20 protein-coding genes and 1 pseudogene are annotated in these 24,768 nt (G+C 39.5%); 16 read left to right on the top strand and 5 right to left on the bottom strand.

Annotation, left to right across the window (positions count from 1 at the left end; genetic code table 11):
* Nucleotides 1-218 precede the first annotated feature (218 nt).
* Nucleotides 219-1,377, bottom strand: a pseudogene (locus ADH31_RS10360) (transposase).
* A gap of 281 nt (nucleotides 1,378-1,658) precedes the next feature.
* On the opposite strand from ADH31_RS10360, the gene ADH31_RS00560 reads away from it, so the two are divergent.
* The 12 genes from ADH31_RS00560 (at nucleotide 1,659) to pepC (ending at nucleotide 15,826) form a co-directional block, all read left to right on the top strand.
* On the top strand, nucleotides 1,659-2,543 hold the full coding sequence (locus ADH31_RS00560) for a glycosyltransferase family 2 protein (RefSeq protein WP_049508248.1): 885 nt from the start codon (nucleotides 1,659-1,661) through the stop codon (nucleotides 2,541-2,543).
* Between the two features lie 484 nt (nucleotides 2,544-3,027).
* Nucleotides 3,028-4,245: an accessory Sec system protein translocase subunit SecY2 gene (secY2, locus tag ADH31_RS00555; protein WP_162489298.1), complete on the top strand. Its 1,218-nt coding sequence runs from the start codon at nucleotides 3,028-3,030 to the stop codon at nucleotides 4,243-4,245.
* A gap of 9 nt (nucleotides 4,246-4,254) precedes the next feature.
* A complete protein-coding gene (gene asp1, locus ADH31_RS00550; protein ID WP_000291167.1) occupies nucleotides 4,255-5,835 on the top strand; it encodes an accessory Sec system protein Asp1 in 1,581 nt (526 codons plus the stop codon).
* A complete protein-coding gene (gene asp2 / locus ADH31_RS00545; RefSeq protein ID WP_000031197.1) occupies nucleotides 5,819-7,351 on the top strand; it encodes an accessory Sec system protein Asp2 in 1,533 nt (510 codons plus the stop codon). Before asp1 ends, asp2 begins: the two co-directional genes overlap by 17 nt.
* On the top strand, nucleotides 7,348-7,788 hold the full coding sequence (gene asp3, locus ADH31_RS00540; RefSeq protein WP_000586333.1) for an accessory Sec system protein Asp3: 441 nt from the start codon (nucleotides 7,348-7,350) through the stop codon (nucleotides 7,786-7,788). Before asp2 ends, asp3 begins: the two co-directional genes overlap by 4 nt.
* Nucleotides 7,775-10,153 carry an accessory Sec system translocase SecA2 gene (secA2, locus tag ADH31_RS00535; protein ID WP_398578194.1) on the top strand — a complete coding sequence of 793 codons (2,379 nt, stop codon included), beginning with the start codon at nucleotides 7,775-7,777 and terminating at the stop codon, nucleotides 10,151-10,153. Before asp3 ends, secA2 begins: the two co-directional genes overlap by 14 nt.
* 11 nt (nucleotides 10,154-10,164) lie before the next feature.
* Nucleotides 10,165-11,685 carry an accessory Sec system glycosyltransferase GtfA gene (gene gtfA, locus ADH31_RS00530; protein WP_049508242.1) on the top strand — a complete coding sequence of 507 codons (1,521 nt, stop codon included), beginning with the start codon at nucleotides 10,165-10,167 and terminating at the stop codon, nucleotides 11,683-11,685.
* Nucleotides 11,669-13,015 carry an accessory Sec system glycosylation chaperone GtfB gene (gene gtfB, locus ADH31_RS00525; protein WP_049508239.1) on the top strand — a complete coding sequence of 449 codons (1,347 nt, stop codon included), beginning with the start codon at nucleotides 11,669-11,671 and terminating at the stop codon, nucleotides 13,013-13,015. The genes gtfA and gtfB overlap by 17 nt, the downstream gene beginning before the upstream one ends.
* Nucleotides 13,008-13,187, top strand: coding sequence for an accessory Sec system protein Asp4 (gene asp4, locus ADH31_RS00520; protein WP_049508236.1), 180 nt, complete (start codon nucleotides 13,008-13,010; stop codon nucleotides 13,185-13,187). Before gtfB ends, asp4 begins: the two co-directional genes overlap by 8 nt.
* Before the next feature lie 4 nt (nucleotides 13,188-13,191).
* A complete protein-coding gene (gene asp5, locus ADH31_RS00515) occupies nucleotides 13,192-13,416 on the top strand; it encodes an accessory Sec system protein Asp5 (RefSeq protein ID WP_049508235.1) in 225 nt (74 codons plus the stop codon).
* Between the two features lie 242 nt (nucleotides 13,417-13,658).
* The gene (locus ADH31_RS00510) at nucleotides 13,659-14,381 is read left to right on the top strand and encodes a pseudouridine synthase (RefSeq protein ID WP_049508233.1); all 723 of its coding nucleotides are present in this window, start codon (nucleotides 13,659-13,661) and stop codon (nucleotides 14,379-14,381) included.
* A 110-nt stretch (nucleotides 14,382-14,491) separates the two neighbouring features.
* Complete coding sequence (gene pepC / locus ADH31_RS00500) at nucleotides 14,492-15,826, top strand: aminopeptidase C (RefSeq protein ID WP_049508231.1); 1,335 nt, start codon at nucleotides 14,492-14,494, stop codon at nucleotides 15,824-15,826.
* A gap of 66 nt (nucleotides 15,827-15,892) precedes the next feature.
* On the opposite strand, the gene ADH31_RS00495 is transcribed toward pepC, so the two are convergent.
* The 4 genes from ADH31_RS00495 to adhP form a co-directional block, all read right to left on the bottom strand.
* Entirely contained in the window at nucleotides 15,893-16,804 is a 912-nt protein-coding gene (locus ADH31_RS00495) for a PTS system mannose/fructose/sorbose family transporter subunit IID (protein ID WP_000818311.1), read from the bottom strand.
* 14 nt (nucleotides 16,805-16,818) lie between these two features.
* Nucleotides 16,819-17,631, bottom strand: coding sequence for a PTS mannose/fructose/sorbose transporter subunit IIC (locus ADH31_RS00490; protein WP_001280303.1), 813 nt, complete (start codon nucleotides 17,629-17,631; stop codon nucleotides 16,819-16,821).
* A gap of 29 nt (nucleotides 17,632-17,660) precedes the next feature.
* Entirely contained in the window at nucleotides 17,661-18,650 is a 990-nt protein-coding gene (locus ADH31_RS00485) for a PTS sugar transporter subunit IIB (RefSeq protein ID WP_000021981.1), read from the bottom strand.
* Nucleotides 18,651-19,001: 351 nt separating this feature from the next.
* Nucleotides 19,002-20,021: an alcohol dehydrogenase AdhP gene (gene adhP / locus ADH31_RS00480; protein ID WP_049508225.1), complete on the bottom strand. Its 1,020-nt coding sequence runs from the start codon at nucleotides 20,019-20,021 to the stop codon at nucleotides 19,002-19,004.
* A gap of 374 nt (nucleotides 20,022-20,395) precedes the next feature.
* On the opposite strand from adhP, the gene ADH31_RS00475 reads away from it, so the two are divergent.
* From ADH31_RS00475 to ADH31_RS00460, 4 genes are all read left to right on the top strand, one after another.
* Nucleotides 20,396-21,673: a glutamyl-tRNA synthetase gene (locus ADH31_RS00475; protein ID WP_049508224.1), complete on the top strand. Its 1,278-nt coding sequence runs from the start codon at nucleotides 20,396-20,398 to the stop codon at nucleotides 21,671-21,673.
* 74 nt (nucleotides 21,674-21,747) lie between these two features.
* Entirely contained in the window at nucleotides 21,748-23,232 is a 1,485-nt protein-coding gene (thrC, locus tag ADH31_RS00470; protein ID WP_049508222.1) for a threonine synthase, read from the top strand.
* Between the two features lie 60 nt (nucleotides 23,233-23,292).
* Nucleotides 23,293-24,573, top strand: a complete 1,281-nt coding sequence (locus tag ADH31_RS00465) for an MATE family efflux transporter (RefSeq protein WP_049508220.1) — start codon at nucleotides 23,293-23,295, stop codon at nucleotides 24,571-24,573.
* A gap of 3 nt (nucleotides 24,574-24,576) precedes the next feature.
* Nucleotides 24,577-24,768: HAD hydrolase-like protein (locus ADH31_RS00460; protein ID WP_049508218.1), on the top strand; the 192-nt coding region annotated here is incomplete at its 3' end.

Below are 24,768 nucleotides of genomic sequence, written 5' to 3'. Positions count from 1 at the left end.
TCAGCTGCAAATGCTCTCCTTGGAGTTGTAGCAGGTCTAACTGGATTAGGTTTAGTAGCCAAACGTCGTAAAGATGAAAATGAAGATGAAATCTAAGATATCTATGTTATATAGAGTAGTTCTATAACGACAAGATAAGAAAAAATCCTGAAAAGTTTAACTTTTCAGGATTTCTTTTGTTTTGAGTTCTTTGTCAACTGTAGTGACTTGAAGATAAACTAACATCTGGAGAAGACAACGATTGTTCTCTCCATTTTTATGTTCAGAGCGATAAAAATTCGTCTCTTAAAGTTGTCAAAGTTCCTAAAATCAAGGGCACTTCGTTTAATAAGTTTGATGAGATTATTAGTAGCTTCCAATTTGCCCTTGGAATAGGGAAATTGCAGGATGTTGACAATCTTTTCTTTATCCTTGAGGAACGTTTTAAAGACAGTCTGAACAAGAGGAAAAAACTGCTTTAGATTGTCCTCAATGAGTTCGAAAAATTTGTCAGGCTCTCTATTCTGAAAGTGGAACATCAAGAGTTGATAGAAATTATAATGGTGTTTTAAGTCTTCTGAATAGCTGAAGAGTTTGTCTAGAATTTCTTTATTAGTTAAGAGCATACGAAAAGTAGGGCGATAAAAACGTTTATCACGGACTTTACGGATATTCTGTTGAATGAGTTTCCAGTAGCGCTTGATAGCTTTGTATTCACAAGATTTTCAATCGAATTGTTTCATGATTTGGGCACGAACACGACTTAAAGCACGACTTAAGTGTTGGAGTAAAACAGTCCAGTGAACTCTTTTAGCTTGAGTTTAGAAATATAATAATGAAGTGGGAAAGCAATCAAGGACAATTTTTGCATTTTGAAGTGAAACAGTCTGGGAGACTGTTTCAGCCTGAGCCTCGAAATTCGAATGCGAAGCATAGTAGGGACTAACATATCCATAGTAATGATTTTCACTTGACAACTAACAGCTCTATTATATCGAAGAAATTGATTTTGGATGACAGTTGAAGTTGAAATGGCAAGGTGATGGGCAATATCGGTCATAGAAGTATTTTAATTAACTTTTGAGCAATCTTTTAATTGATGATACGAGAAATTTAATGATTTTTCTTGACGATTGAAGTCTCAGCGACAATTATTTTCGAGCAATGATAGCACTTGAAACGACTTTTTTTCAGAAGAATTCTAGCAGCCATACCAGTCTTTTCGAGGTAAGGAATCTCAGACGGTTTTTGAAAGTCATATTTCTTCATTTGATTTCCGTAATCAGGGTAAGATGGGGCATTGTAGTCTAATTTAGCTATGATTTCCTTGTGTGTATCCAAATTGATGATATCTACAATCTTTATGTTTGGGTCTTTAATATCAAGCAGTTTTGTGATAAAATATGATTGTTCAAATGATCCTTTCTAATGAGTTGTTTAGGCGCTTCTCATTAGAGATCTTATGGGACTTTTTTTGTTAGTTAAGTGATATAAAAAATGATATAATTAGTAGTGAAAATTATAAGGGTTAAGTGTATAATACTTTATTATATATAATCCTGTTAGACAATGAATACAAAGAAATTATTCGAAACTCGTTTAAATTGTACTAATTGTATGAGTTTTTAAACTTTTCGCTGAGGATTGAAATTAGGTTAGAAAGTTAGGAAAATTTATTTATGAGACCATTGATTAGTGTGATTGTTCCAGTATATAATGTAGAACAGTATTTACGACAGTGTATTGAAAGCATTTTAAAACAGTCTTATCGAGAAATAGAAGTGTTGCTGATAAATGATGGTTCAACCGATTCTTCTGGAATAATTTGTCAAGAATTTGCGGAATATGATAACCGATGTCGCTATTTTGAAAAGGAAAATGGAGGTATTTCAGATACGAGAAATTATGGATTAGATCGTTCAGAAGGGGAGTATATTACTTTTGTAGATTCGGATGATTTTTTAATGGATAATGCTATAGAAAAATTATATGCAACAGCACTATTAGGAGACTCAGATCTAGTTGTGGGAGCTTATTGTAGATTTAATGAACCAAATTTTCTCTTATATTCAAAAGAAAATTTACCGAGTTTACCTGTTACTTTTGTGGATAAAAGCTTTGCTATGAATCAAATGGATGAACTTACGGACTTCCAATTTATTATGTATTCAACTGTCTGGGGAAAACTGTACAAGCGTAGTTTATTTGAGGGGATTCGTTTTCCTTATGGGAAATATGCAGAAGATCAGTTTATAACTTGGAAATTATACATGAAGGCTTCTACAATATCTATTTGTAACCATGTTATCTATTCCTATCGTATCAATTATTCAGGCCTAACAAGTAATTTTGATTTGTCTCATCTGGACTACATTGAAGCACTAGAAGAACGGATTGAGAAGACTAGACATTTAGATGGGATTGATATGGGGAAAACTTATAAAATGTATGACTATGTTTTGAGGCGTATGTTGACAGAATTGTCAAATCATGGATATTTGGAAGAGAGACAAAAATTGAAACAGAAAATAGAGTCTTTAAAACTAGATCATATCATTAATTAGAGAATTATAAACTTTCCCTGAAGTTAAACAAAGAATTTATCCAAAGAATGTAGTTCTGTATTGCATAGTCCAGCCTCCTATTAATTTGTGATGAGAAAATGGTGATTATGAGATTGATTCAGTGCTATTAATAAGAGTTAAAAATGATTGTTTATTTATTTTGACTGATTGAAGTAGAGGATCTCAAATTATCCGATTGATTTCAAATAAAAGTGTGGAAACGATCAATCAGACTCTGAAATTTATCTTAAGACAACAAGAAATTCTTTGATGAAAAACAACGATATTTATCTTTATTTTCTTATAAGCAGATTTTTTCTGCTTTTTTTGTTATAATAATGACATTGAATTTATGGAGGGAAATAGTATTTTATACTAAAAACTAGTAGTTTTGTGCCATGGTTTTATGTATTTATAAAGAAAACTAAAGAAGTATATATTTTTGAACTTTCTGATGTTTATTTATAGAATGGAAGGAATTGTTTTGAAAAATTATTTTTCATCTATAGTTATAAAAAAAGGTTTTATAACTCTTTTCTTAATTTTTATTTATGTTCTTTGTAGTCGATTAACTCTTCCTTTTATTGATTTGAATAGTAGAGATTTTCTTGGGGGGTCTACTGCTTATTTAGCTTTTTCAACTGCAATTACAGGGGGCGATTTACGTAGTTTGTCAATCTTTTCAGTCGGTTTATCCCCCTGGATGTCATCGATGATTTTATGGCAAATGTTCTCCTTATCTAAACGTTTGAATCTTGCTTCTGGCTCTGCTGAAGTTCAGGATCGGAGAAAGATGTATCTAACTTTGACAATTGCCTTGATTCAATCGCTAGCTTTAGTAGTAAATTTACCAATCAAGGACAACTATAACACACTCTTGGTACTCATACTAAACACAACCTTGCTGATAGCCGGGACTTTTTTCTTGATATGGTTATCAGATATTAACTCTACTATGGGGATTGGTGGCTATTTTGCTATCTTATTGACTAGTATGATTCTCTATCTTCCTCAAGACATCATGGAATCAATACAAAAACTCGGTATTCCTATGTGGATTGTCGTAATACTTGGAGCGATGGGGATCGTTTTTGCCTATCTCATTGCAATTTTTTATCGTGCTCGTTATCGGATTCCAGTCAATAAGATTGGTCTCCACTCTCGCTTTAAGCGTTATTCTTATTTTGAAATTATGTTGAATCCTGCAGGTGGGATGCCCTTCATGTATGTGATGAGTTTAATTAACTTACCAACTTACCTATTTCTTTTGCTACAATTAGTAAATCCAGAGAACACGGTTTATCAACATATAATTTTCCAATATGCAACGGGGAAACCCTTGTGGATTTATACCTATATAGCGACTTTGTTTGTCTTTAGTATTGCCTTTGCTTTTGTCAATATTAGTGGGGAACGAGTGGCAGAACGGATGAAAAGCTCTGGTGAGTACATTTATAGCGTTTATCCAGGTGAGGATACCAGTAATTTTATTAATAATCTAGTATTCAAATTTGCTATTGTAGGTGGTATCTTTAATGTGTTATTCGCAGGTCTACCGATGTTATTTGTTTTAGTTGATGAACAATTATTGAGAGTGAGTATGATACCAGGTTTGTTTATGATTTTAAGTGGTATGATCTTTAACATTAAAGATGAAATTAGTGCACTGAAGTTAAACGAAACTTATAAACCACTGATTTAGGAGAGTGTTATGTATTATTTTATTCCGGCTTGGTATGGTAGTCATCGTCAGTGGCATGCAGATATCATCCCTTGGTATCGGTCTTCTTTTAAGTTGGAGTTTGACGATACCTTCAATCAGATTCGTCTGTTAGATAGACAAGAACTGCCGTCAAGCCTTTTTGTTTTAGCCTATCAACCACATCTTCGCTATTTCTTACATCGTCATAGTGTATTAGAGGCTGAAATATATTCTATTTTTGATGAAATGCAAGATATTACGGATATTTCTCCACAAGTACTGAATATCAGAGATATTGAGTGGGATAAGGACTGTGAATTTATGTACAGTCCTTTCGCTATTGTTATCCACAAAGATGGGAAACGCTATGCTCAAATTGAGCATGGTGTGGAAGGTTTTATTAGTGATATTCAATATTTTGATACCCAAGGGCAAATGATCGAGCACTATATTATGGATGACCGTGGCCTGGTTTCGAGTGTCATTTATTATCAGGATAATTATCCATCTTATCAAGATTATCTGAATTCTGAGGGAATTTGGCAGTTCAGAGAGTATTTACAAGAGGATGGTAGGGTAGAGATTAATCCTATTTTTGCCTTTCGTTTTGATTCGCTCCACTATAGTGATATGGAGCAGTTGGTGGCTGAATTCTTTGAAAAACGACTCGAAAAGATTAAAGAGAGTAGTGATTTATTTATTATTCCATCTGACTCTCGACATAACGATTTTGTTCTAAATCGCTTGCCTGAAGCAAATCCTAAAATATTGAGCCTTTTCATCGGTCGTAATCCAAAGGAGAGCATGAGAGATCTACTTGGGTCTATATCCAAAGTCGATTTGGTCTTAGTTGATAGAGAGGATAGCCTTCAGCTGTTGCAGGAATTGTATCCAGATAAATACAATCTTTTCAAACATTTATCGCCATTTGATACTCGTTTGAGATTGGGAAAAAGTCAGACAAAGAGAGAATCTATAATTTATTATCAACTTAATTTTGAAGAAGAATTGGACAAAGAAGGTCTTTTTCAAATCTTATCCTTCCTTGCAGAGACCAAAGACACTGAGGTAATTTTCGGTGCTTTTGCTGCCAGTAACGACCAGATGGATAGAGTCGCAGAGGCCATTCAGGAAATTATAAATGAAAAATTCTCGGCAGAAATTTTTGAGAAAGCAATCGACTATGAAGGGGCTGAAAATCCTTTGAAGGAAAATGTCCAACAGAAACTTCGCTATCGCTTGTTAAACATCAATGATGAATTGGAAATGATTAAGACCTTAGAATATGTTCGTTTGATTGTTGATTTGAATCCACAACCTCACCTATATACCCAAATAGCGGGAATTAGTGCAGGAATTCCTCAGGTGAATCAAGTAGAGACTGTCTATGTTGACCATTTGAAAAATGGCTACTTGCTTTCTACTATCACAGAATTTAAGAAAGCGGCCCATTACTACCTGGATACCCTAAAAGAATGGAATCAGTCTTTGATCTACTCGGTTGATAAAATCAAGGAACATACAGGTGAAAAATTTGTGGGGAAACTAGATCAATGGATAGAGGAGAGTACAAATGTCAAAGGATCTTAAAATCCTACAGATAGGGACAGAAAATTGGAAGCATCGTTATGAGATCCCTAAAAAGATGGATTGGTATTATTTTTATCCTAATTCTCCTAAGGCTCTTAAAGAAACGATAAAAATGGATGAGATTCGCAAGTTCAATGCCATTCTCATCGAAGATGGCCGTTACTTGGTTGACCTATTACCAATCATTAAAATAATTGAGCCCTATACGGTTTTCTATAACCAAGAGTTTCAAACAAGCAATCCTCTTATTTCGGATTTAATCAAAAAACGCTGTGCCCAAGCAATTGACTTTTCAGACCCACAGAAGCTCTTAAAAGATTTATCCACTTCCTTATTCGGTGGTGGATACGGGGATAAGATGAAACCAGCTACAATAGAAGTTCATCCAAGTTTTAAAGGCTCTGTTTCTTATCAAGGCTTTGAGTATCTGCTCTTAGAGGGGGATTTTGGTTCTGAGTTTTCTCAAGTAGCTCATTGGAAATACAACTTTGTCTCTGCAACAAAACTTCCAATCGAGTTGTGGCTAGAGTATGAAAAAAGTGAAGGTGTAGAATTTCAGTTTCGGGTTAAAAAAATGCCTGAAGGTTCGGTTTCAGATATTGTGGAAGACTTGATCTTTACAGAAGAAGACCTGAAGACAGCCCTAATCATGGATCAGGATTACAATGCCTACCTATGTCTGTCTGTCGAGGCGCGTGGTCAAGGAACTCTAAAGTTGGGAAGTCTACATCAACGTTGGAGTCGGAAGTACTTTGGGAAATTTGTTCTTGGGGGGAATATCTTACACGATAATAAGCGTGATGAGATTAACTACTTCTTCCATCCTGGAGATTTTAAACCACCATTGGCTGTCTACTTTTCAGGATTTCGACCTGCCGAGGGATTTGAAGGATACAGAATGATGCTAAATTTCAAGTGTCCCTTCATTCTGTTCTCTGATCCTCGATTAGAAGGTGGAGCATTTTACCTGGGTAGTGAAGAACTGGAAGAAAAAATCAAACAAACGATTGAACATTATCAGGAATACTTAGGTTTTGATAAAAAAGATCTAATCTTATCAGGTTTATCAATGGGAACTTTCCCTTCTCTTTACTATGGCTCATTCTTTGAACCGAAAGGAATCGTTGTGGGTAAACCCTTAGCAAATTTAGGAACAATTGCAAGACGTGGTAGATTGGAAGCACCAGGTGTCTTTCCAACAGGATTCGACGTGCTTCATCATCAAACTGGAGGAATCAGCCCAGCCCACATGGATGAGTTGGATAACCGTTTTTGGTCTGCCTTCAAACAAGCAGATTTTTCTCAAACGACGTTTGGTCTTTCTTACATGAAGGATGAAGATATGGATAGTCATGCTTATGATCAGCTAGTCACTACGCTCTGTCAAACTGGAGCGAAGATCTTATCAAAAGGAACAGCCGGTCGACACAATGATGATACAGGAACCAACGTTACCTGGTTTATCCATTTTTATAACATGATATTACAAGCAGAATTTGGAAGAGGTGAGACATGATTATAAATCAAAGAGAAGACATACTCTGGGAGGATATGGGAGCAACTTACCTGTATGGAACTCGAGTTCAGTTTTGGGAAGATGGCCATATCAGTCTTTCAAATCCATTACTAGCTTCAGGAGAAGTTCTCAAATCATGGCTTTCAAGCTCGAATTATCAAGGTGATAGAAGCCAACCCAGCCTACCTCTCTTAAAAAGAAATCATCGCTATCAATTCACCATGAATATGACTTGTTATCCTGAAAATAGCATTTACATCAAACTAGTTTTCTTGGACCGTTACGAAGAAGTGCTGGAAGAAAAAGTGGAGAAAACCCTATCTTTTTCTTTCATTTATCCTGAGGAGGCTTATACATATAGAGTTTCTCTCATTGCTGCTGGGTTTGAGTCACTCGATTTTTATTCTTTCTTAATTAAGGAGTATGATCGTGTTTAATAGTTTGTATCAAAATAGAAAACTTAGAAAAGTCAGAGCTACTTTAAAAAAGATCAATGGTCTTAAAGATGAGATGGCAGCTCTTAGCGATGAAGCCTTGGCAGCAAAAACGGTAGAGTTTCGTCAACGTTTAGCAGAGGGGGAAACCTTAGATGATTTACTTGTTGAAGCTTTTGCAGTTGTACGAGAAGCTGATAAGCGAATCCTAGGAATGTTTCCTTATGATGTTCAAGTTATGGGGGGGATTGTCATCCACCAAGGAAATGTTGCCGAGATGAATACCGGTGAAGGAAAGACTTTGACTGCGACTATGCCTCTTTATCTCAATGCCCTTACTGGTAAAGGTGCTATGTTGATTACGACCAATGAGTATCTAGCTAAGCGTGACTCAGAGGAAATGGGGCCGGTTTATCGTTTCTTGGGTTTAAGTTTAGGTTTACCTTTCACTGATGATCCTAAAGAGGAATTAACATCCAAAGAAAAAAAAGAAATCTATAACTCAGATATTATCTATTTGACAAATAATGGTCTAGGTTTTGATTATCTAAATGATAATCTAGCTTCCAGTAGTAAAGATAAGTTTTTACGTCCGTTTGACTATGTAATCATTGATGAAATTGATGATATTTTACTAGATAGTGCACAGACACCACTCATCATTGCGGGATCTCCTCGCGTTCAGTCCAACTACTATGGAATCATCGATACTTTAGTAACAACCATGGTTGAAAATGAAGACTATATCTTTAAAGAAGAAAAAGAAGAGATATGGTTGACTACAAAGGGGGCTAAAACTGCTGAAAGCTTCCTAGGAATTGATAACTTGTATAAGGAAGAATACGCCACTTATGTACGACACCTAGTCTATTCCTTGAGAGCGCATAAGTTATTTACGAGAGATAAGGAATATATCATTCGGGATGATGAGATGATTCTCCTGGATAAAGGAACTGGTCGCTTGATGGAAATGACCAAGTTGCAGGGAGGACTTCATCAGGCCATCGAAGCCAAGGAGCATGTGAAACTCTCTCCTGAAACGCGGGCAATGGCTTCTATCACCTATCAAAGTCTTTTCAAAATGTTTAATAAGATATCAGGAATGACTGGGACTGGGAAGGTCGCAGAGAAGGAATTTTTGGAAACCTATAATATGTCTGTTATTCGAATTCCAACCAATCGTCCCTTAATCCGAAAAGACTATCCAGATAATCTTTATGTAACACTACCAGAAAAGGTTTATGCTTCACTTGAGTGTATCAAGGAATACCATCTCAAAGGAAACCCACTACTAGTCTTTGTCGGATCTGTTGAGATGTCGCATCTCTATTCGTCCCTACTGTTGCGGGAAGGAATCGCCCATAACGTCTTGAATGCCAATAATGCTGCACGCGAGGCACAAATTGTCTCTGAATCAGGTCAGATGGGAGCCGTGACGGTTGCAACATCCATGGCAGGTCGAGGAACAGATATTAAATTGGGACCTGGTGTTGCTGAACTTGGTGGCCTAGTAGTCATCGGTACAGAACGAATGGAAAGTCAGCGAATTGATCTGCAAATCAGAGGACGCTCGGGTAGACAAGGAGATCCAGGACTGTCGAAGTTTTTTGTATCATTAGAAGATGATGTCATCAAGAAGTTCGGTCCATCCTGGGTTCACAGAATGTACAAAGAGTATAGTGTTGCTGATATTACTCAACCACAAATCCTTGAGGGAAGAAAATATCACAGACTAGTTGAGAAAGCTCAAAATGCAAGTGATAGTGCTAGTCGTGCAAACAGACAGAGAACACTAGAATATGCTGAGAGTATGAATATCCAACGTGATCTCATCTATAAGGAAAGAAATCGTTTAATAAACGGAGATAGGGATCTTCGAGATGTATTATCTGAGATGATTGACGAGTATATTGAAACAATTTTATCTGAAAACATAAAAACCAGAGAAGAATTATTTCACTATATTGTCACGAATATCAGTTTTAATATCAGAGAATTGCCTCTTGATTTAGTCATTGAAGATGAACAAGCGTTGAGAAATTTCTTGATTCAAATCATTAACAATGAGTTAAATGATAAGAAGACCTTGTTAGAACCTCATGATTTATATGACCAATTTTTGAGAGTTTCCATGCTTAAAGCCATTGATGATAACTGGGTAGAACAGGTGGACTACCTGCAACAGTTGATGATGGCAATTGGCGGGCAAACAGCCAGTCAAACGAACCCTATCGTAGAATACTACCGAGAAGCCTATATGGGATTTGAAGCCATGAAAGAGCAGATTCGTTCAGATATGGTACGGAATATCTTGATGGGATTAGTTCAGATGGGACCTAAGGGCGAAATCGTAACCCATTTTCCATAAAAGGAGAATATATGACAATTTACAATATAAATTTAGGAATTGGCTGGGCCAGCAGTGGTGTTGAATATGCCCAAGCTTATCGTGCGGGTATTTTTCGCAGCCTGAATCTGCCGTCGAAGTTTATCTTTACAGACATGATTTTGGCCGATAATATCCAGCACTTAACCGCAAATATCGGTTTTGATGATGATCAGGTTATCTGGCTCTACACTCATTTCACAGATATCAAGATTGCACCGACCAGTGTGACGGTAGATGATGTTTTGGCTTATTTTGAAGGTGTAGAAAGCCGTCGTGAAAGAAATGGGAGAATTGAACGAATCTTCTTCTCAGATGAAGACAAGTTTATCACTTGTTATTTGGTTGATGAGGAAAAAGATTTCGTCCAACACGTAGAGTATGTATATGCTGGTAAATTGATCCGCAAGGATTACTTCTCATATATACGCTACTGCACAGAGTATTTTGCTCCTAAAGATAATGTAGCGACACTCTACCAAAGAACCTTCTACAATGAAGATGGGACTCCAGCTTATGAGATGTTCATGAATCAAGGGACTGAGGAAGTCTACCGTTTCAAGGATCGAATCTTATACGGGAAGCCTGCCTTGATCCGTTATTTCATGCAGACACTTCAGTTAAGTAAATCAGATCTAGTGATTTTGGATCGTGAGACAGGGATTGGTCAGGTGGTTTTTGAAGAAGCGCGTGCAGCTCACCTTGCTGTTGTCGTTCACGCTGAGCACTATAGTGAAAATGCGACCAATGATGATTATATCCTTTGGAACAACTATTATGACTACCAGTTTACCAATGCAGATAAGGTCGATCTCTTTATCGTTTCAACGGATCGTCAAAAGGATGTTCTAGAGCAACAGTTTGCTCGCTATACCTCGCATGCTCCTAAGATTGTGACCATTCCAGTTGGAAGTGTTGACCAATTAACAAAACCACAAAAGAGTCGTAAACCATTTTCTCTTATTACAGCTTCGCGTCTAGCCAAGGAAAAACACATTGATTGGCTTGTCAAGGCTGTAATTGAGGCTCATAAGGAATTGCCAGAATTAACCTTTGATATCTACGGTAGTGGTGGTGAGGAAGGACGTCTTCATGAGATTATCGCTGCAGGTCAGGCAGAAGAGTATATTAAACTCAAGGGTCATGCAGAACTCTCCCAAATCTATTCACAGTATGAAGTTTATCTAACTGCTTCTACAAGTGAAGGATTTGGTTTGACTCTCATGGAAGCAATTGGTTCAGGCTTGCCATTGATTGGTTTTGATGTTCCTTATGGAAATCAAACCTTCATCGAAGATGGCGAAAATGGATATTTGATTCCAAGCTCATCTGATCATGTCGAAGATGAAATCAAGAAAGCTTATGCGGAAAAAATCTGCCAATTGTATTTGGAAAATCGTTTGGAAAGTATGAGAGAAAAATCCTACCAGATTGCTGAAAAATTCTTGACTCAAGAGATTCTGGACAAATGGGAAAATACAATCAAGGAGGTAGTGGATGATTCAGTTATTTGATGTATACAATCAAGAAAGCCAAGATTTGCACTATAGTCTGACTGAAGCTGGACTGTCTGATTTGGCTGTGGTTATTGAACCAGATGGATTTTTACCAGATGGAGTTGTCTCACCCTTCACCTATTATTTGGGGTATGACAGTGGTAAACCCTTGTACTTTAACCAAGTTCCCGTTCCAGATTTTTGGGAGATTGCTGGTAATAATCAATTTGGGACTATCAATGACCTTAATCAAGAACGAGCAGTGATTCATTTTGCAGATGGCTTACAGGCTCGTTTGGTGAAAAAAGTCGAATGGAAAACACCAGCAGGCCGCATCTTTCAAGTAGATCACTACAATCGTTTTGGAGCTTGTTTTGCTAAGACTACCTTTGATGGATCTGGTCAAGCTGTTATGACTTCTTATCAGAATATAGATCAAAAAGAAGTTATTTTGGAAAACCATGTCACAGGTGATATTCTGCTGACCTTGGAATGTCAAGGATTGCGCCATTTTTCTGGTCGAGTAGCCTTTATTATAGATTTCTTACAAGGTTTGAAAGTGAATCTTGACCACATTCTCTTTAATACCCTATCTACCTCGTTTTTGACTTCCTTCCATTTCCCAGAAAAATCAGGTCAGGATATCTTAGTTTGGCAAGAACCGTTGCAGGATCATATTCCAGAAAATATGCAACTGATCTTGGAGAATGATCAACTTCGAGCTAAGACCATTATCATTCCAGATTATGCGACTTATGAACGCGCTCTGCAATTGACGGATGAAAAATTCCATCATAAGTTTAATCACCTAGGCTATCATTATCACTTTAAGCGTGATAATTTTGTTCGTCCTGATGCCTTGATAGTGACCAATTCGGATCAACTAGAGCAAATCGAAAAACTGGTGGAGAGTTTACCAAGGGTTACTTTCCGAATCGCAGCAGTGACAGAGATGTCATCTAAGTTGTTGGATATGCTCCGCTATCCAAATGTTGTGCTCTATCAGAATGCCAGTCCCCAAAAGATTCAGGAGCTTTATCAGTTATCAGATATCTACCTGGATATCAACTATGGGAATGAACTGCTTCAGGCTGTTCGACAGGCTTTTGAACACAACCAACTGGTCCTAGCTTTTGAGGAAACAGCCCATAATCGCCGCTATACAGCTCCAAATCATATTTTCGCTAAGGAAGCAGTTGATGACATGATTCATACCATTGAGTTAGCCCTTTCTCATGTCAAAGAGATGGGTCGAGCTCTTGGAGATCAAGGGTACCATGCCAATTATGTAGATCCAATTATGTATCAGGAGCGGATGGAAACCATTTTAGGAGAAAGCCATGACTAAAAAAGATCTATTTTATCAAGATGTTGAAGGTCGCATGGAAGAGATGAAACAACAACCCATCAAAAAAGAAAAATCTACACGTGGTGAAAAAATTAGTAAGACGTTTTCTTTCTTGATAGGATTCATCATTTTGATTGGTTTGCTGTTTACTTTAATAGGACTTTTGAGGTAGTTAAATGACTGAATTATTGATATTTTTAACCATTATTTTAGCTATTGCCTTAATCATCCTTGTGACCATTCAACCAAGGCAAACTCAAATTTTTTCTATGGATGCTACTAGTAATATCGGAAAGCCCAGCTATTGGCAAAGCAATACGCTTGTTAAAGTCTTAACCTTACTCGTTAGCTTATCACTATTTGTGTTGTTGCTCCTCTTTATGGTTTTAACTTTTAACTAATCTTTTTCTGTATTGATAGAACGTTTGATTTTAACAGTGAAGATTTAAAGAAATTTAAGTTTGATGAGAAAATTTTAAGAAAACTTTTAGGAATCTAGTTTATACTGTAAGCATAAGTTAAGAAGAACTTAACTTTAACTCCTAAAAATTTTTCATAATAATCTCCCTATAAAATAAAGTCGCCCAATCAGGCGGCTTATTTTTTGTTCTAAGTCTATGCTTGTTCATGGTATAATAGTGCTATGAGATTAGATAAATATTTAGTTGCATGTGCAGTAGGAAGCCGGACGGAGGTCAAAAACTTTCTAAAGGCTGGGCGCGTGATGGTTAATGGTAAAAAGGAAAAATCTGCCAAGCTACAAATCAATGAAGAGACAGACGAGATTTGTTTTGACGGGCAAAAGCTAGACTACGAGGAGTTTGTTTACTATATGATGAACAAGCCCCAGGGTGTTATTTCAGCAACTGAAGATCCTAAACATAAGACTGTCTTGGATTTCTTGGATGACTATGCACGTGCCAAGGAAGTTTTCCCGGTGGGGCGTTTGGATATCGATACGCATGGACTCTTGCTCTTGACCAATGATGGCCAGTTGGCTCATGCTCTTCTTTCACCAAAACGCCATGTGGATAAAACCTATCTGGCGCAAGTCGATGGAATCATGACCAAAGAGGATGTAGAGACTTTTGCCAAGGGAATACCGCTGAAAGACTTTACCTGTCAGCCTGCCAAGCTGGAGCTTGTATCTCTTGATAGAGAAAAAAACCAAAGTCTGGTTCGTGTAACCATTGCCGAGGGGAAATTTCACCAGGTTAAACGGATGGTAGCCTACTGTGGTAAGGAAGTGGTGGACTTGCAACGTCTGACCATGGGAACTTTGACCTTGGATGAAAATCTGAAACGTGGAAAATGGCGTCGCCTAACCAAAGAGGAATTAGAAGGCTTGTGCGAAAGTGTTGGGTAACTTGTGTAATCTTTGAAAAAGGTGAGGAAAATATCCTTGCCTTTTTCAGTTTTTGGTTGCTTCCTTTGTGAAAAGAGTTATAATAGACTGTAGAATAAAAGGAGGATTTTATGAACGCGATTCAAGAATCATTTACAGATAAATTATTTGCTAATTATGAAGCAAATGTCAAATACCAAGCTATTGAAAATGCTGCTAGCCACAATGGAATCTTTGCAGCCCTTGAGCGTCGTCAAAGCCATGTAGATAACACACCTGTTTTCTCACTTGATTTGACAAAGGACAAGGTCACTAACCAGAAGGCTTCTGGTCGTTGCTGGATGTTTGCGGCCCTTAATACCTTCCGCCACAAACTCATCTCTCAATACAAACTTGAAAACTTTGAGTTGTCACAAGCCCACACCTTCTTCTGGGACAAGTATGAAAAATCAAACTGGTTCTTGGAGCAAGTCATTGCGACTGCAGACCAAGAATTGACAAGCCGCAAGGTTAGCTTCCTACTCCAAACTCCACAACAAGATGGTGGTCAATGGGATATGGTTGTGGCTCTCTTTGAGAAATACGGTGTCGTTCCTAAGTCTGTTTATCCAGAGTCTGTTTCATCTAGCAGTAGCCGTGAGCTCAATGCCATCCTTAATAAATTGCTTCGTCAAGATGCTCAAATCTTGCGTGACCTCTTGGCTTCTGGTGCTGACCAAGCGACTGTTCAAGCCAAGAAAGAAGACCTCTTGCAAGAGATCTTTAACTTCCTTGCCATGTCACTAGGACTTCCACCACGTAAATTTGACTTTGCTTATCGTGATAAGGACAACAACTACCAAAGCGAAAAAGGCATCACACCACAAGAGTTTTACAAGAAATACGTTGACCTTCCACTAGAAGATTACGTTTCTGTGATTAATGCTCCAACTGCTGACAAACCTTACGGTAAATCTTACACAGTTGAGATGTTGGGAAATGTCGTTGGAAGCCGTGCAGTTCGTTACATCAACGTACCGATGGAACGCTTGAAAGAATTGGCCATTGCCCAAATGCAAACAGGAGAAACTGTTTGGTTTGGTTCAGATGTCGGCCAACTCAGCAACCGTAAAGCCGGAATCCTTGCGACAGATGTCTATGACTTTGAATCAAGCATGGATATTCAACTCACTCAAGACAAGGCTGGACGTTTGGACTACAGTGAAAGCTTGATGACCCACGCTATGGTCTTGACAGGTGTTGATCTGGATGAAAATGGCAAATCAGTCAAATGGAAAGTTGAAAACTCATGGGGAGACAAGGTCGGTGCAGATGGTTACTTTGTTGCCTCAGATGCCTGGATGGACGAATACACTTACCAAATCGTTGTTCGTAAAGAATTGCTAACAGCAGAAGAACAAGCTGCTTATGAAGCAGAACCAATCGTCCTTGCACCATGGGATCCAATGGGTGCCTTGGCAGAATAAAAGAACGCAAAAAAAGAATCAGGTGATAATCCTGATTCTTTTTTTGTTTATACATTCTCGTCGAGATTACATGATACCGAAGAAACGAGCTGCGATACCAACTACAAAGAGGGCAAGAATGATTGTGATTGGAGATACTTTTTTCTTAAGCAACCACATGCAAAGGAAAGTAAGGAGAAGTCCCATTAATCCTGGAATCAATGAGTTCAACTGACCTTGAAGCGTTTGTGGTTGAACACTATCCAAGCTCAAACCACTAAGTGCTTGACCAAGGATACCCTTCAATTCTCCACCTGTAACAGGACCTTCTGGGAAGACGATGTAGGCACCTTCTGACAATTGTTTACCTGGAAGGTTGATAGTGAAGTTGATAGATACCCAACGTTGTACAAGAACGGCAAGGATGAACATACCAAGGATTGAAGCTCCTTTAGTGATGTCTTTCAAGATACCACCTGACATGTCTTTAGTGATTTCAGATCCAGCCTTGTAACCAAACTCTTGTGTATACCAAAGGAAAGACATACGGATTGCATTCCATCCAAAGAAGAAGAGAAGTGGTCCGACGATATTACCAGTCGCAGCAAGTGATGCACCAAGGGCACCGAGGATAGGACGTACTGTAAACCAGAAGACTGGGTCACCGATACCAGCAAGAGGTCCCATCATACCAATCTTAACACCTTGGATAGCAGCGTCATCGATGTCAGTACCGTTTGCGCGTTCTTCTTCAAGTGCAAGAGTAACCCCCATGATTGGAGCAGCTACGTATGGGTGAGTGTTGAAAAACTCAAGGTGACGCTCAAGAGCAGCAGCTTGGTCTTCTTTTTTAGTGTAAAGTTTCTTGATAGCTGGGATCAAAGAGTAAGCCCAACCCAAGTTTTGCATACGTTCGTAGTTCCAAGAACCTTGAAGGAATTGTGAACGCCACCAAACTTTTTGGCGATCTGATTTTGATAATTGAATTTTTTCAGCCATGATTGTTCCCCTTTCTAGTAGTCTTCTAGGATATCACCGATTGGATCGTTAGAAGTTGCAGCTCCTCCGCCGCCGTTTCCACCTTGTTTAGAAAGGTTGAGGTAGATGAAGGCAAGGGCAACACCGATGACACCAAGGGCAATCAAAGTCAATTGAGAGATTGCTGCAAGAGCAAAACCGATAGCGAAGAATGGCCATACTTCACGAGTAGCCATCATGTTGATAACCAAAGCGTAACCAACGGCAACGACCATAGCACCACCGACAGCCATACCACCTTTAAGCCATTCTGGCATAAGTTCCAATACGCCTTGAACGGCTTCAGTTGGCATTGCAAGCAAGAGTGCAGCTGGGATAGCAATACGTAGACCTTGAAGAGCAAGGGCAAAGTAGTGAGCGCGTTCAACAGCAGCAATGTTTCCTTCTTTAGCAGCAGCGTCAGCAGTGTGAACCAAACCAACTGAGATTGTACGAACGATCATAGTCAAGAAAAGTCCAGCTACTGCAAGAGGGATTGCAGTTGCAGTTGCGACTGCGATACCTTCAGTAGTAAAGTTACCACCTTTGATCATGATGATTGCAGCAGCAACAGAGGCAAGGGCAGCGTCAGGAGCTACGGCAGCTCCGATGTTAGCCCAACCAAGGGCGATCATTTGAAGTGATCCACCAAGCATAACCCCTGCTTCGAGGTTACCAGTTACAAGACCGATAAGGGTACATGCTACGATTGGTTGATGGAATTGGAATTGGTCGAGGATACCTTCAAGACCTGCGAAGAAGGCAACAACTACAACCAAGATAGCAGAAATGAATGAAATATCTGACATGGTTTTATTCCTTTTCTATTTAGTTTTAATTATTGAACGTTAGCTTTGCTAATCAAGTCAAACAAATCTTTTTTAGTGTCGTTTGGTACTTTACGTACGTCAAATTCAACACCAAGATCACGCATTTTTTCAAATGTAGCAACGTCGTCTTTGTCCATTGACAATACGTTATTGATCATTGTTTTACCAGTTGAGTGAGCCATTGAACCAACGTTAAGAGTCTTGATTGGCACACCGCCTTCGATAGCACGAAGGGCATCTTGAGGTGTTTCAAACAAGATAAGGGCGTGTGTTTCACCAAAACGAGGATCTTTTGCAACCTCAATCAATTTTTTGATTGGTACAACGTTAGCTTTTACTCCGTTAGGAGCAGCTTGTTTGATCAACTCTTTACGAAGATCGTCGTTTGCAACGTTATCTGAAGCAACGATGATACGGTCTGCTTTTGAATCTGGTGTCCAAGCAGTTGCGACTTGTCCATGAAGAAGACGTGTGTCAAGACGAGCAAGATTGATTTTCAATTTACCGTCTCCGATAACTGTTCCTTCTGGAATAGCAGCTTGGGCTACAGGAGCAGCTGCAGCAGTTGCAACTTCCTCAGCTGGGTTTAGCTCTTCTGGAAGAGCCTTGATGCCATCTTTGGCTTCTTTAATGATGTTCGCAGCGACTTTATCCACTCCAGCATTAGCATCCATAAGGCGCTCTGTGTAGGCTTGAATCAACATCGGCAAGTTAAGTCCTGTGATGATGGCAAATTTACGCTCAGGATTTTCTCCCATTACGCGGCTAGCTTGGTTAAATGGAGATCCACTCCAAAGGTCAGCCAAGACTAGAACCTCATCTTCTGCGTCAAATGCAGCCACAGCATTGTTGAATTTGGCGTATAAATCATCTGGACCTTCGTTTGGCATAAAGGTTACAACTTGAACCTTTTCTTGTTCACCAAAGATCATAGATCCTGACTGATGAATACCCGCGGCAAATTCACCGTGGCTCGCAATAATGATTCCGATACTCATTATTGTCATTCCTCCTTATAAAATGTTTGACTTGTAGTTTAAGAAAACTTTAAGACTCCTTAAGTATAAATCGTTTTCAGAAAAAAAGCAACTAATTATAATAAAGAGTGAAAAAAATCTCAAAGTTTCATCTTTACAAATATTGATATATCAACTTTTTGTAAAATCGTTTATAAAATGGTAAAAAAATTTAATATAAAAAAGCAGAGGGACTAGGAAGTTTACGTCAGTAGTGCTCTTGGGCGTCTAAAAAATGCCCCAAGTCCAATTAGTTGTCGTGTCAAAATTTTATTACAAAAAAACGAGGTGGGATCTTCTGTCCCGACCTCGTTTTGGCATTTATTATTTATCTTAGTTAGTAAAGTCTAGAACCATACGACCTTGGATGGTTCCAGCAGCCATTTCATCAAAGACAGCAATGGCATCTTCCACAGGGCGTTTTTGAACAACTGGAACAACGAGACCTTCTGCACCAAATTGGAAGGCTTCTTCCAAATCTTTACGTGTTCCAACAAGGGAACCGATGACTTGGATACCGTCAAGAACTGTTTTGACGATGCTAAGGTCCATCATTTCAGATGGGAGACCAACAGCTACTACACGACCACCTGCACGGACAGAGTCAACTGCTTGGTTGAAGGCAACTTTTGATACAGCTGTTACGACAGCTGAGTGAGCACCACCGTTTGTTTTTTCTTTGATAAGGCCTGGAACGTCTTCGACTTCAAGACCGTTAATCACGATATCAGCACCAACTTCTTTAGCTAGAGCAAGTTTATCATTGTTGATGTCAACTGCGATAACGTGAGCGTTGAATACTTTTTTAGCGTATTGGACAGCCAAGTTACCAAGACCTCCAGCACCATAGAGGACAACCCATTGGCCTGGTTCAACTTTTGCTTCTTTGATAGCTTTGTATGTAGTAACACCGGCACAAGTGATAGAAGAAGCTTGGGCTGGATCGAGACCATCTGGAACCTTAACAGCATAATCTGCAGTTACGATACATTGTTCCGCCATACCGCCGTCAACTGAGTAGCCTGCATTTTTTACGGAACGGCAAAGAGTTTCGCGTCCGGTTGTACAGTATTCACACATACCACAGCCTTCAAAGAACCAAGCTACGCTGACACGGTCGCCAACTTTGAGGCTTTTTACATCAGGAGCAACTTCTTTGACGATACCGATACCTTCGTGACCAAGAACGCGTCCTGGAACTTTACCAAAGTCACCATGGGCAACGTGGAGGTCAGTGTGGCAGACACCACAGTACTCAACTTCTACAAGAGCTTCCCCAGTTTCGAGTGGACGGAGAACTTTTTCTTCAATAGCAACACCAGTGCTTTCTGGATTTACAACAACAGCTTTCATAGCTATCCTCCTTGATGATTCGTTGAGGTGCAGTGGAAAAGGGGCTTGGCTTGAGAGGTTTTCAAGTGAAGTCGAATTTGAACTGCCCTCTTATTTACTTATATGTGAAGTATATCACTATATTTACTATAGTACAATGGTTTTGAGGCAAAAAACCATGTAATCGCTTAACCGGTTGATAAGACTGTGAAAATTGAACAAGTAAGATTGATACATTGGCGAGTAAATACCTCTATAAATGCTAGAAAAGTTGATTTTAGATCGCCTCTTTAAGATTTTCAGCAAATTTTCTGAGTTTCTTCTCGAGGGGATTTTGGTATAATATAGAAAGCAATTGATCTTTCTAGTAAGAGAATTTAGAGTGAGAGGTATCTATGTCCCCTTCTGTTCAGTTATTGAAAAACCGTTATTTAAAAAATATCAAAGAAAATCCAGATCTCTATATTGGGATTGAGTTGGAGTTTCCTATCGTTCATGTAAATGGGAAACCGACAGATATTGAAGTCACCAAGGACTTGATGCGCTTTTTGGTGGATGCTCTTAGCCTGGAAGTTGAAAAAGAGGACCAGGACGGAAATCCGATTCAACTTGTAGAACCGATGAGCCAAGACCGGATTTTGTTTGAGGTTTCCTACACGACCTTGGAGTTTGCCTTTGGTAGAGCCCAGAAAATCCAAGAGGTCCAAGGACGATTTCAAGTTTATATGAAGGTCATTCAGGAAAAACTAGGAGAAAAGGATCATGCTATCCAGGGCTGGGGGATTCATCCAAACTGGGATCAGAATGACAATCGACCGGTGGCTTATCCACGCTACCAGATGCTGATGGCTTACCTGCAGATGGGAAGCCGACAAGAGGGGGCTGATTTGCATGACTTTCCACAATACGGTGCTTTTATCTGTGGGAGTCAAGTTCAGTTGGATGTATCGACTGCTAACTACCTACGTGTCATCAATGCTTTCACTCAGATTGAAGCAGCAAAAGCTTACTTATTTGCCAATTCTGAGTTTTCGGGAGCAGACTGGGATACTAAGATTTCACGAGATATCTTTTGGGAAGAATCCATGCATGGAATTTATCCAGAGAATGTCGGCGTCAATGCAAAACTCTTCAAAGATGAGGATGATTTCTTTGATTATCTAGACCGCTCTGCGATTTTCACAGCAGAACGAGATGGAGAAACCTATTATTTTTCTCCGATTCAAGCTAGAGATTACCTAGCTACTGATGAGATTCCTGCTTATACTCTAAATGGGAAAGAGATTCTGCTTGCCTCTCAAGAGAAGGATTTCCAAACGCACCGTAGCTACCAATTCCAAGATTTAACAACTCGAGGAACGGTCGAATTTCGTAGTGTTTGTACACAGCCACTAGATCGAACCTTTTCTTCGGCAGCCTTTCATCTAGGCTTGCTGGTGAATCTAGACAAGCTTGAAATTTACCTAGAAACAGCTCCTTTCTTTGAAAGTTTTGGTCGTGACTACAAGTCTTTGAGAAGACAATTTTCTAAGAAATACCTCACAGATGAAGAAACAGCTGGGATTGTCCAGTTCTCCAAAGACTTGCTAGCGATAGCAGAGCAAGGACTTGAGATGAGAGGGCAGAGTGAAATGAGCTATTTAGAGCCTCTGAAAGAAAAATTGACTCTATAATTTTCTTATAAAGGAAGAATTTTCTGAAAAATCATGTTATAATGGATGAGACTATAGATAAAGGATAGAGATTTATGACATTAGTTTATCAATCAACGCGTGATGCGAAAAATACCGTAACAGCCAGCCAGGCGATTTTGCAAGGTTTGGCAACAGATGGAGGTTTGTTTACTCCGGTTAGTTATCCAAAGGTAGATTTGGATTTTGAAACATTAAAGGACGCTTCATACCAGGAAGTAGCTAATCTTGTCTTGTCAGCCTTCTTGGATGACTTTACAGCAGAAGAGTTGGACTACTGTATCACCAATGCCTATGACAGTAAGTTTGATACGCCAGCCATTGCTCCTCTTGTTAAACTTGATGGTCAATACAACTTGGAACTCTTCCATGGTTCTACCATTGCCTTCAAGGATATGGCCTTGTCTATCTTGCCATACTTTATGACAACGGCAGCTAAGAAACACGGCTTGGAAAACAAGATTGTTATCTTGACTGCAACTTCTGGAGACACTGGAAAAGCTGCCATGGCAGGATTTGCGGATGTTCCTGGAACTGAAATTATCGTCTTTTATCCAAAAGACGGTGTCAGCAAGGTGCAAGAATTGCAAATGACCACTCAAACTGGTGACAACACTCATGTCATCGCCATTGATGGAAACTTTGACGATGCTCAAACCAACGTCAAGCATATGTTCAACGATGTGGCTCTTCGTGAAAAATTAGCAGCTAACAAGCTCCAGTTCTCATCAGCAAACTCTATGAATATTGGCCGTTTGGTGCCACAGATTGTCTACTATGTTTATGCTTACGCTCAACTTGTTAAAACTGGTGAGATTAAGGCTGGTGACAAGGTTAACTTTACTGTACCGACAGGAAACTTTGGAAATATCTTGGCTGCCTTTTACGCTAAGCAAATCGGTCTACCAGTTGGGAAACTGATCTGTGCTTCAAATGACAACAATGTTTTGTCAGACTTCTTCAAAACTCGTGTCTATGACAAGAAGCGTGAGTTTAAGGTAACCACTAGTCCGTCTATGGATATCTTGGTATCTTCAAACTTGGAGCGTCTCATTTTCCACCTTTTAGAAAATGATGCTGAAGAGACAGCTGAACTCATGGATGCTTTGAACACTCAAGGTCAGTATGAGTTGACAGATTTTGATGCAGAGATTCTTGATCTTTTTGCGGCAGAGTATGCGACAGAAGCGGAAACCGCAGCAGAAATCAAGCGTGTCTACGAGTCAGATTCTTATATTGAGGATCCTCATACAGCGGTTGCTTCAGCAGTTTATAAAAAATACCAAGCAGCGACAGGTGATGCGACTAAGACTGTGATTGCGTCAACAGCTAGTCCATACAAATTCCCAGTCGTTGCAGTAGAAGCTGTGACAGGAAAATCAGGTCTTAGCGATTTTGAAGCCTTGGCTCAATTACACGAAATCTCAGGAGTAGCAGTGCCACCAGCAGTTGATGGCCTCGAAACAGCTCCAGTTCGTCACAAGACAACTGTTGCAGCAGCAGAGATGCAGACTGCAGTAGAATCTTATCTAGGACTTTAAAAGAGAGGAAGTAAACTCGGTTGGGAAACTAACTGAGTTTCTTTTCATCAGGAGGAAGGATTGTTTAAGAAATATAAAGACATTCTCAACATAGCTCTGCCAGCCATGGGTGAAAATTTCTTGCAGATGTTCATGGGGATGGTGGATAGTTATCTGGTGGCACATCTGGGTTTAATCGCCATTTCGGGTGTGTCTGTAGCGGGTAATATTATCACCATTTACCAGGCAATTTTTATTGCTCTAGGAGCTGCGATTTCCAGTGTCATTTCCAAAAGTTTGGGGCAGAAGGACCAGTCTAGACTAGCCTACCATGTGACAGAAGCGCTCAAGATAACTCTGCTACTGAGTTTAGTTTTAGGGGGCTTGTCCATCTTTGCAGGACAAGAGATGATAGGTCTTTTGGGAACAGAAGAGGCAGTCGCTGAAAGTGGTGGACTTTACCTAGCTTTAGTTGGGGGGACAATTCTTCTCCTGGGATTGATGACTAGTCTGGGTGCCTTGATTCGCGCCACTCATAATCCTCGTCTCCCTCTCTATGTGAGCCTCTTGTCCAATGCCTTGAATATTGTCTTTTCAAGTATCGCTATTTTCATCCTTGATATGGGGATAGCTGGTGTTGCTTGGGGGACCATCCTATCTCGTTTAATCGGGGTTGTGATTTTGTGGTCACAATTAAAACTTCCATATACGAGACCAAGCTTTGGACTGGATAAAGACTTGCTGACTCTGGCTTTGCCTGCAGCGGGAGAACGTCTCATGATGAGGGCTGGTGATGTAGTCATTATTGCCTTGGTTGTTTCCTTTGGGACTGAGGCCGTCGCAGGAAATGCTATTGGTGAAGTTTTGACACAGTTTAATTATATGCCTGCTTTTGGTGTTGCGACGGCAACAGTTATGCAGGTGGCTCGAGCAGTAGGGGAAGATGATTGGGCAAGGGTAGACAACTTAAGTAAGCAAACTTTTTGGCTTTCCCTCTTTCTCATGTTGCCCTTAACACTTAGTATCTATGCTCTGGGAACGCCTCTAAGTCACCTCTACACCAGTGATCCTGCGGCCATTAAAGCCAGTGTTTTGGTGACGCTGTACTCTCTACTAGGGATTCCTATGACGACGGGAACAGTCATTTATACAGCTGTCTGGCAGGGTTTGGGGAATGCACGCCTCCCCTTTTATGCGACAAGTATCGGAATGTGGTGTATCCGTATCGGGACAGGTTACCTGATGGGAATTGTTCTTGGTTGGGGCTTGCCTGGTATTTGGGCAGGAACGCTTTTGGACAATGGTTTTCGCTGGTTCTTCCTGCGCTATCGTTATAAGCAATATATCTCTTTGAAAGGATGACATATGAAAAAAATTGGATTTATCTGGGATTTAGATGGAACTTTATTGGACTCTTATGAGGCTATCTTAGCAGGAATTGAAGAGACTTTTGCCCAGTTTGACATTCCTTATGATAAGGCTGAGGTTCGTGCCTTTATTCTACAAACTTCCGTTCAAGATCTGTTGGAAAAGGTGGGAGAAGAAAGAGGCTTGGAT

This window comes from Streptococcus pseudopneumoniae (assembly GCF_001072375.1).
Classification (GTDB): Bacteria; Bacillota; Bacilli; order Lactobacillales; family Streptococcaceae; genus Streptococcus; species Streptococcus pseudopneumoniae_L.
Note: the sequence above shows the minus strand (reverse complement) of the source record. Positions and strands in the feature narration are given on the sequence as shown.

What these genes read in the sequence shown, in the direction of transcription:
- ADH31_RS00560 (WP_049508248.1), top strand. Translation starts at nt 1,659, where the DNA reads ATGAGACCATTGATTAGTGTGATTGTTCCAGTATATAATGTAGAACAG.
- asp1 (WP_000291167.1), top strand. Translation starts at nt 4,255, where the DNA reads ATGTATTATTTTATTCCGGCTTGGTATGGTAGTCATCGTCAGTGGCAT.
- asp2 (WP_000031197.1), top strand. Translation starts at nt 5,819, where the DNA reads ATGTCAAAGGATCTTAAAATCCTACAGATAGGGACAGAAAATTGGAAG.
- asp3 (WP_000586333.1), top strand. Translation starts at nt 7,348, where the DNA reads ATGATTATAAATCAAAGAGAAGACATACTCTGGGAGGATATGGGAGCA.
- secA2 (WP_398578194.1), top strand. Translation starts at nt 7,775, where the DNA reads ATGATCGTGTTTAATAGTTTGTATCAAAATAGAAAACTTAGAAAAGTC.
- gtfA (WP_049508242.1), top strand. Translation starts at nt 10,165, where the DNA reads ATGACAATTTACAATATAAATTTAGGAATTGGCTGGGCCAGCAGTGGT.
- gtfB (WP_049508239.1), top strand. Translation starts at nt 11,669, where the DNA reads ATGATTCAGTTATTTGATGTATACAATCAAGAAAGCCAAGATTTGCAC.
- asp4 (WP_049508236.1), top strand. Translation starts at nt 13,008, where the DNA reads ATGACTAAAAAAGATCTATTTTATCAAGATGTTGAAGGTCGCATGGAA.
- asp5 (WP_049508235.1), top strand. Translation starts at nt 13,192, where the DNA reads ATGACTGAATTATTGATATTTTTAACCATTATTTTAGCTATTGCCTTA.
- ADH31_RS00510 (WP_049508233.1), top strand. Translation starts at nt 13,659, where the DNA reads ATGAGATTAGATAAATATTTAGTTGCATGTGCAGTAGGAAGCCGGACG.
- pepC (WP_049508231.1), top strand. Translation starts at nt 14,492, where the DNA reads ATGAACGCGATTCAAGAATCATTTACAGATAAATTATTTGCTAATTAT.
- ADH31_RS00495 (WP_000818311.1), bottom strand. Translation starts at nt 16,804, where the DNA reads ATGGCTGAAAAAATTCAATTATCAAAATCAGATCGCCAAAAAGTTTGG.
- ADH31_RS00490 (WP_001280303.1), bottom strand. Translation starts at nt 17,631, where the DNA reads ATGTCAGATATTTCATTCATTTCTGCTATCTTGGTTGTAGTTGTTGCC.
- ADH31_RS00485 (WP_000021981.1), bottom strand. Translation starts at nt 18,650, where the DNA reads ATGAGTATCGGAATCATTATTGCGAGCCACGGTGAATTTGCCGCGGGT.
- adhP (WP_049508225.1), bottom strand. Translation starts at nt 20,021, where the DNA reads ATGAAAGCTGTTGTTGTAAATCCAGAAAGCACTGGTGTTGCTATTGAA.
- ADH31_RS00475 (WP_049508224.1), top strand. Translation starts at nt 20,396, where the DNA reads ATGTCCCCTTCTGTTCAGTTATTGAAAAACCGTTATTTAAAAAATATC.
- thrC (WP_049508222.1), top strand. Translation starts at nt 21,748, where the DNA reads ATGACATTAGTTTATCAATCAACGCGTGATGCGAAAAATACCGTAACA.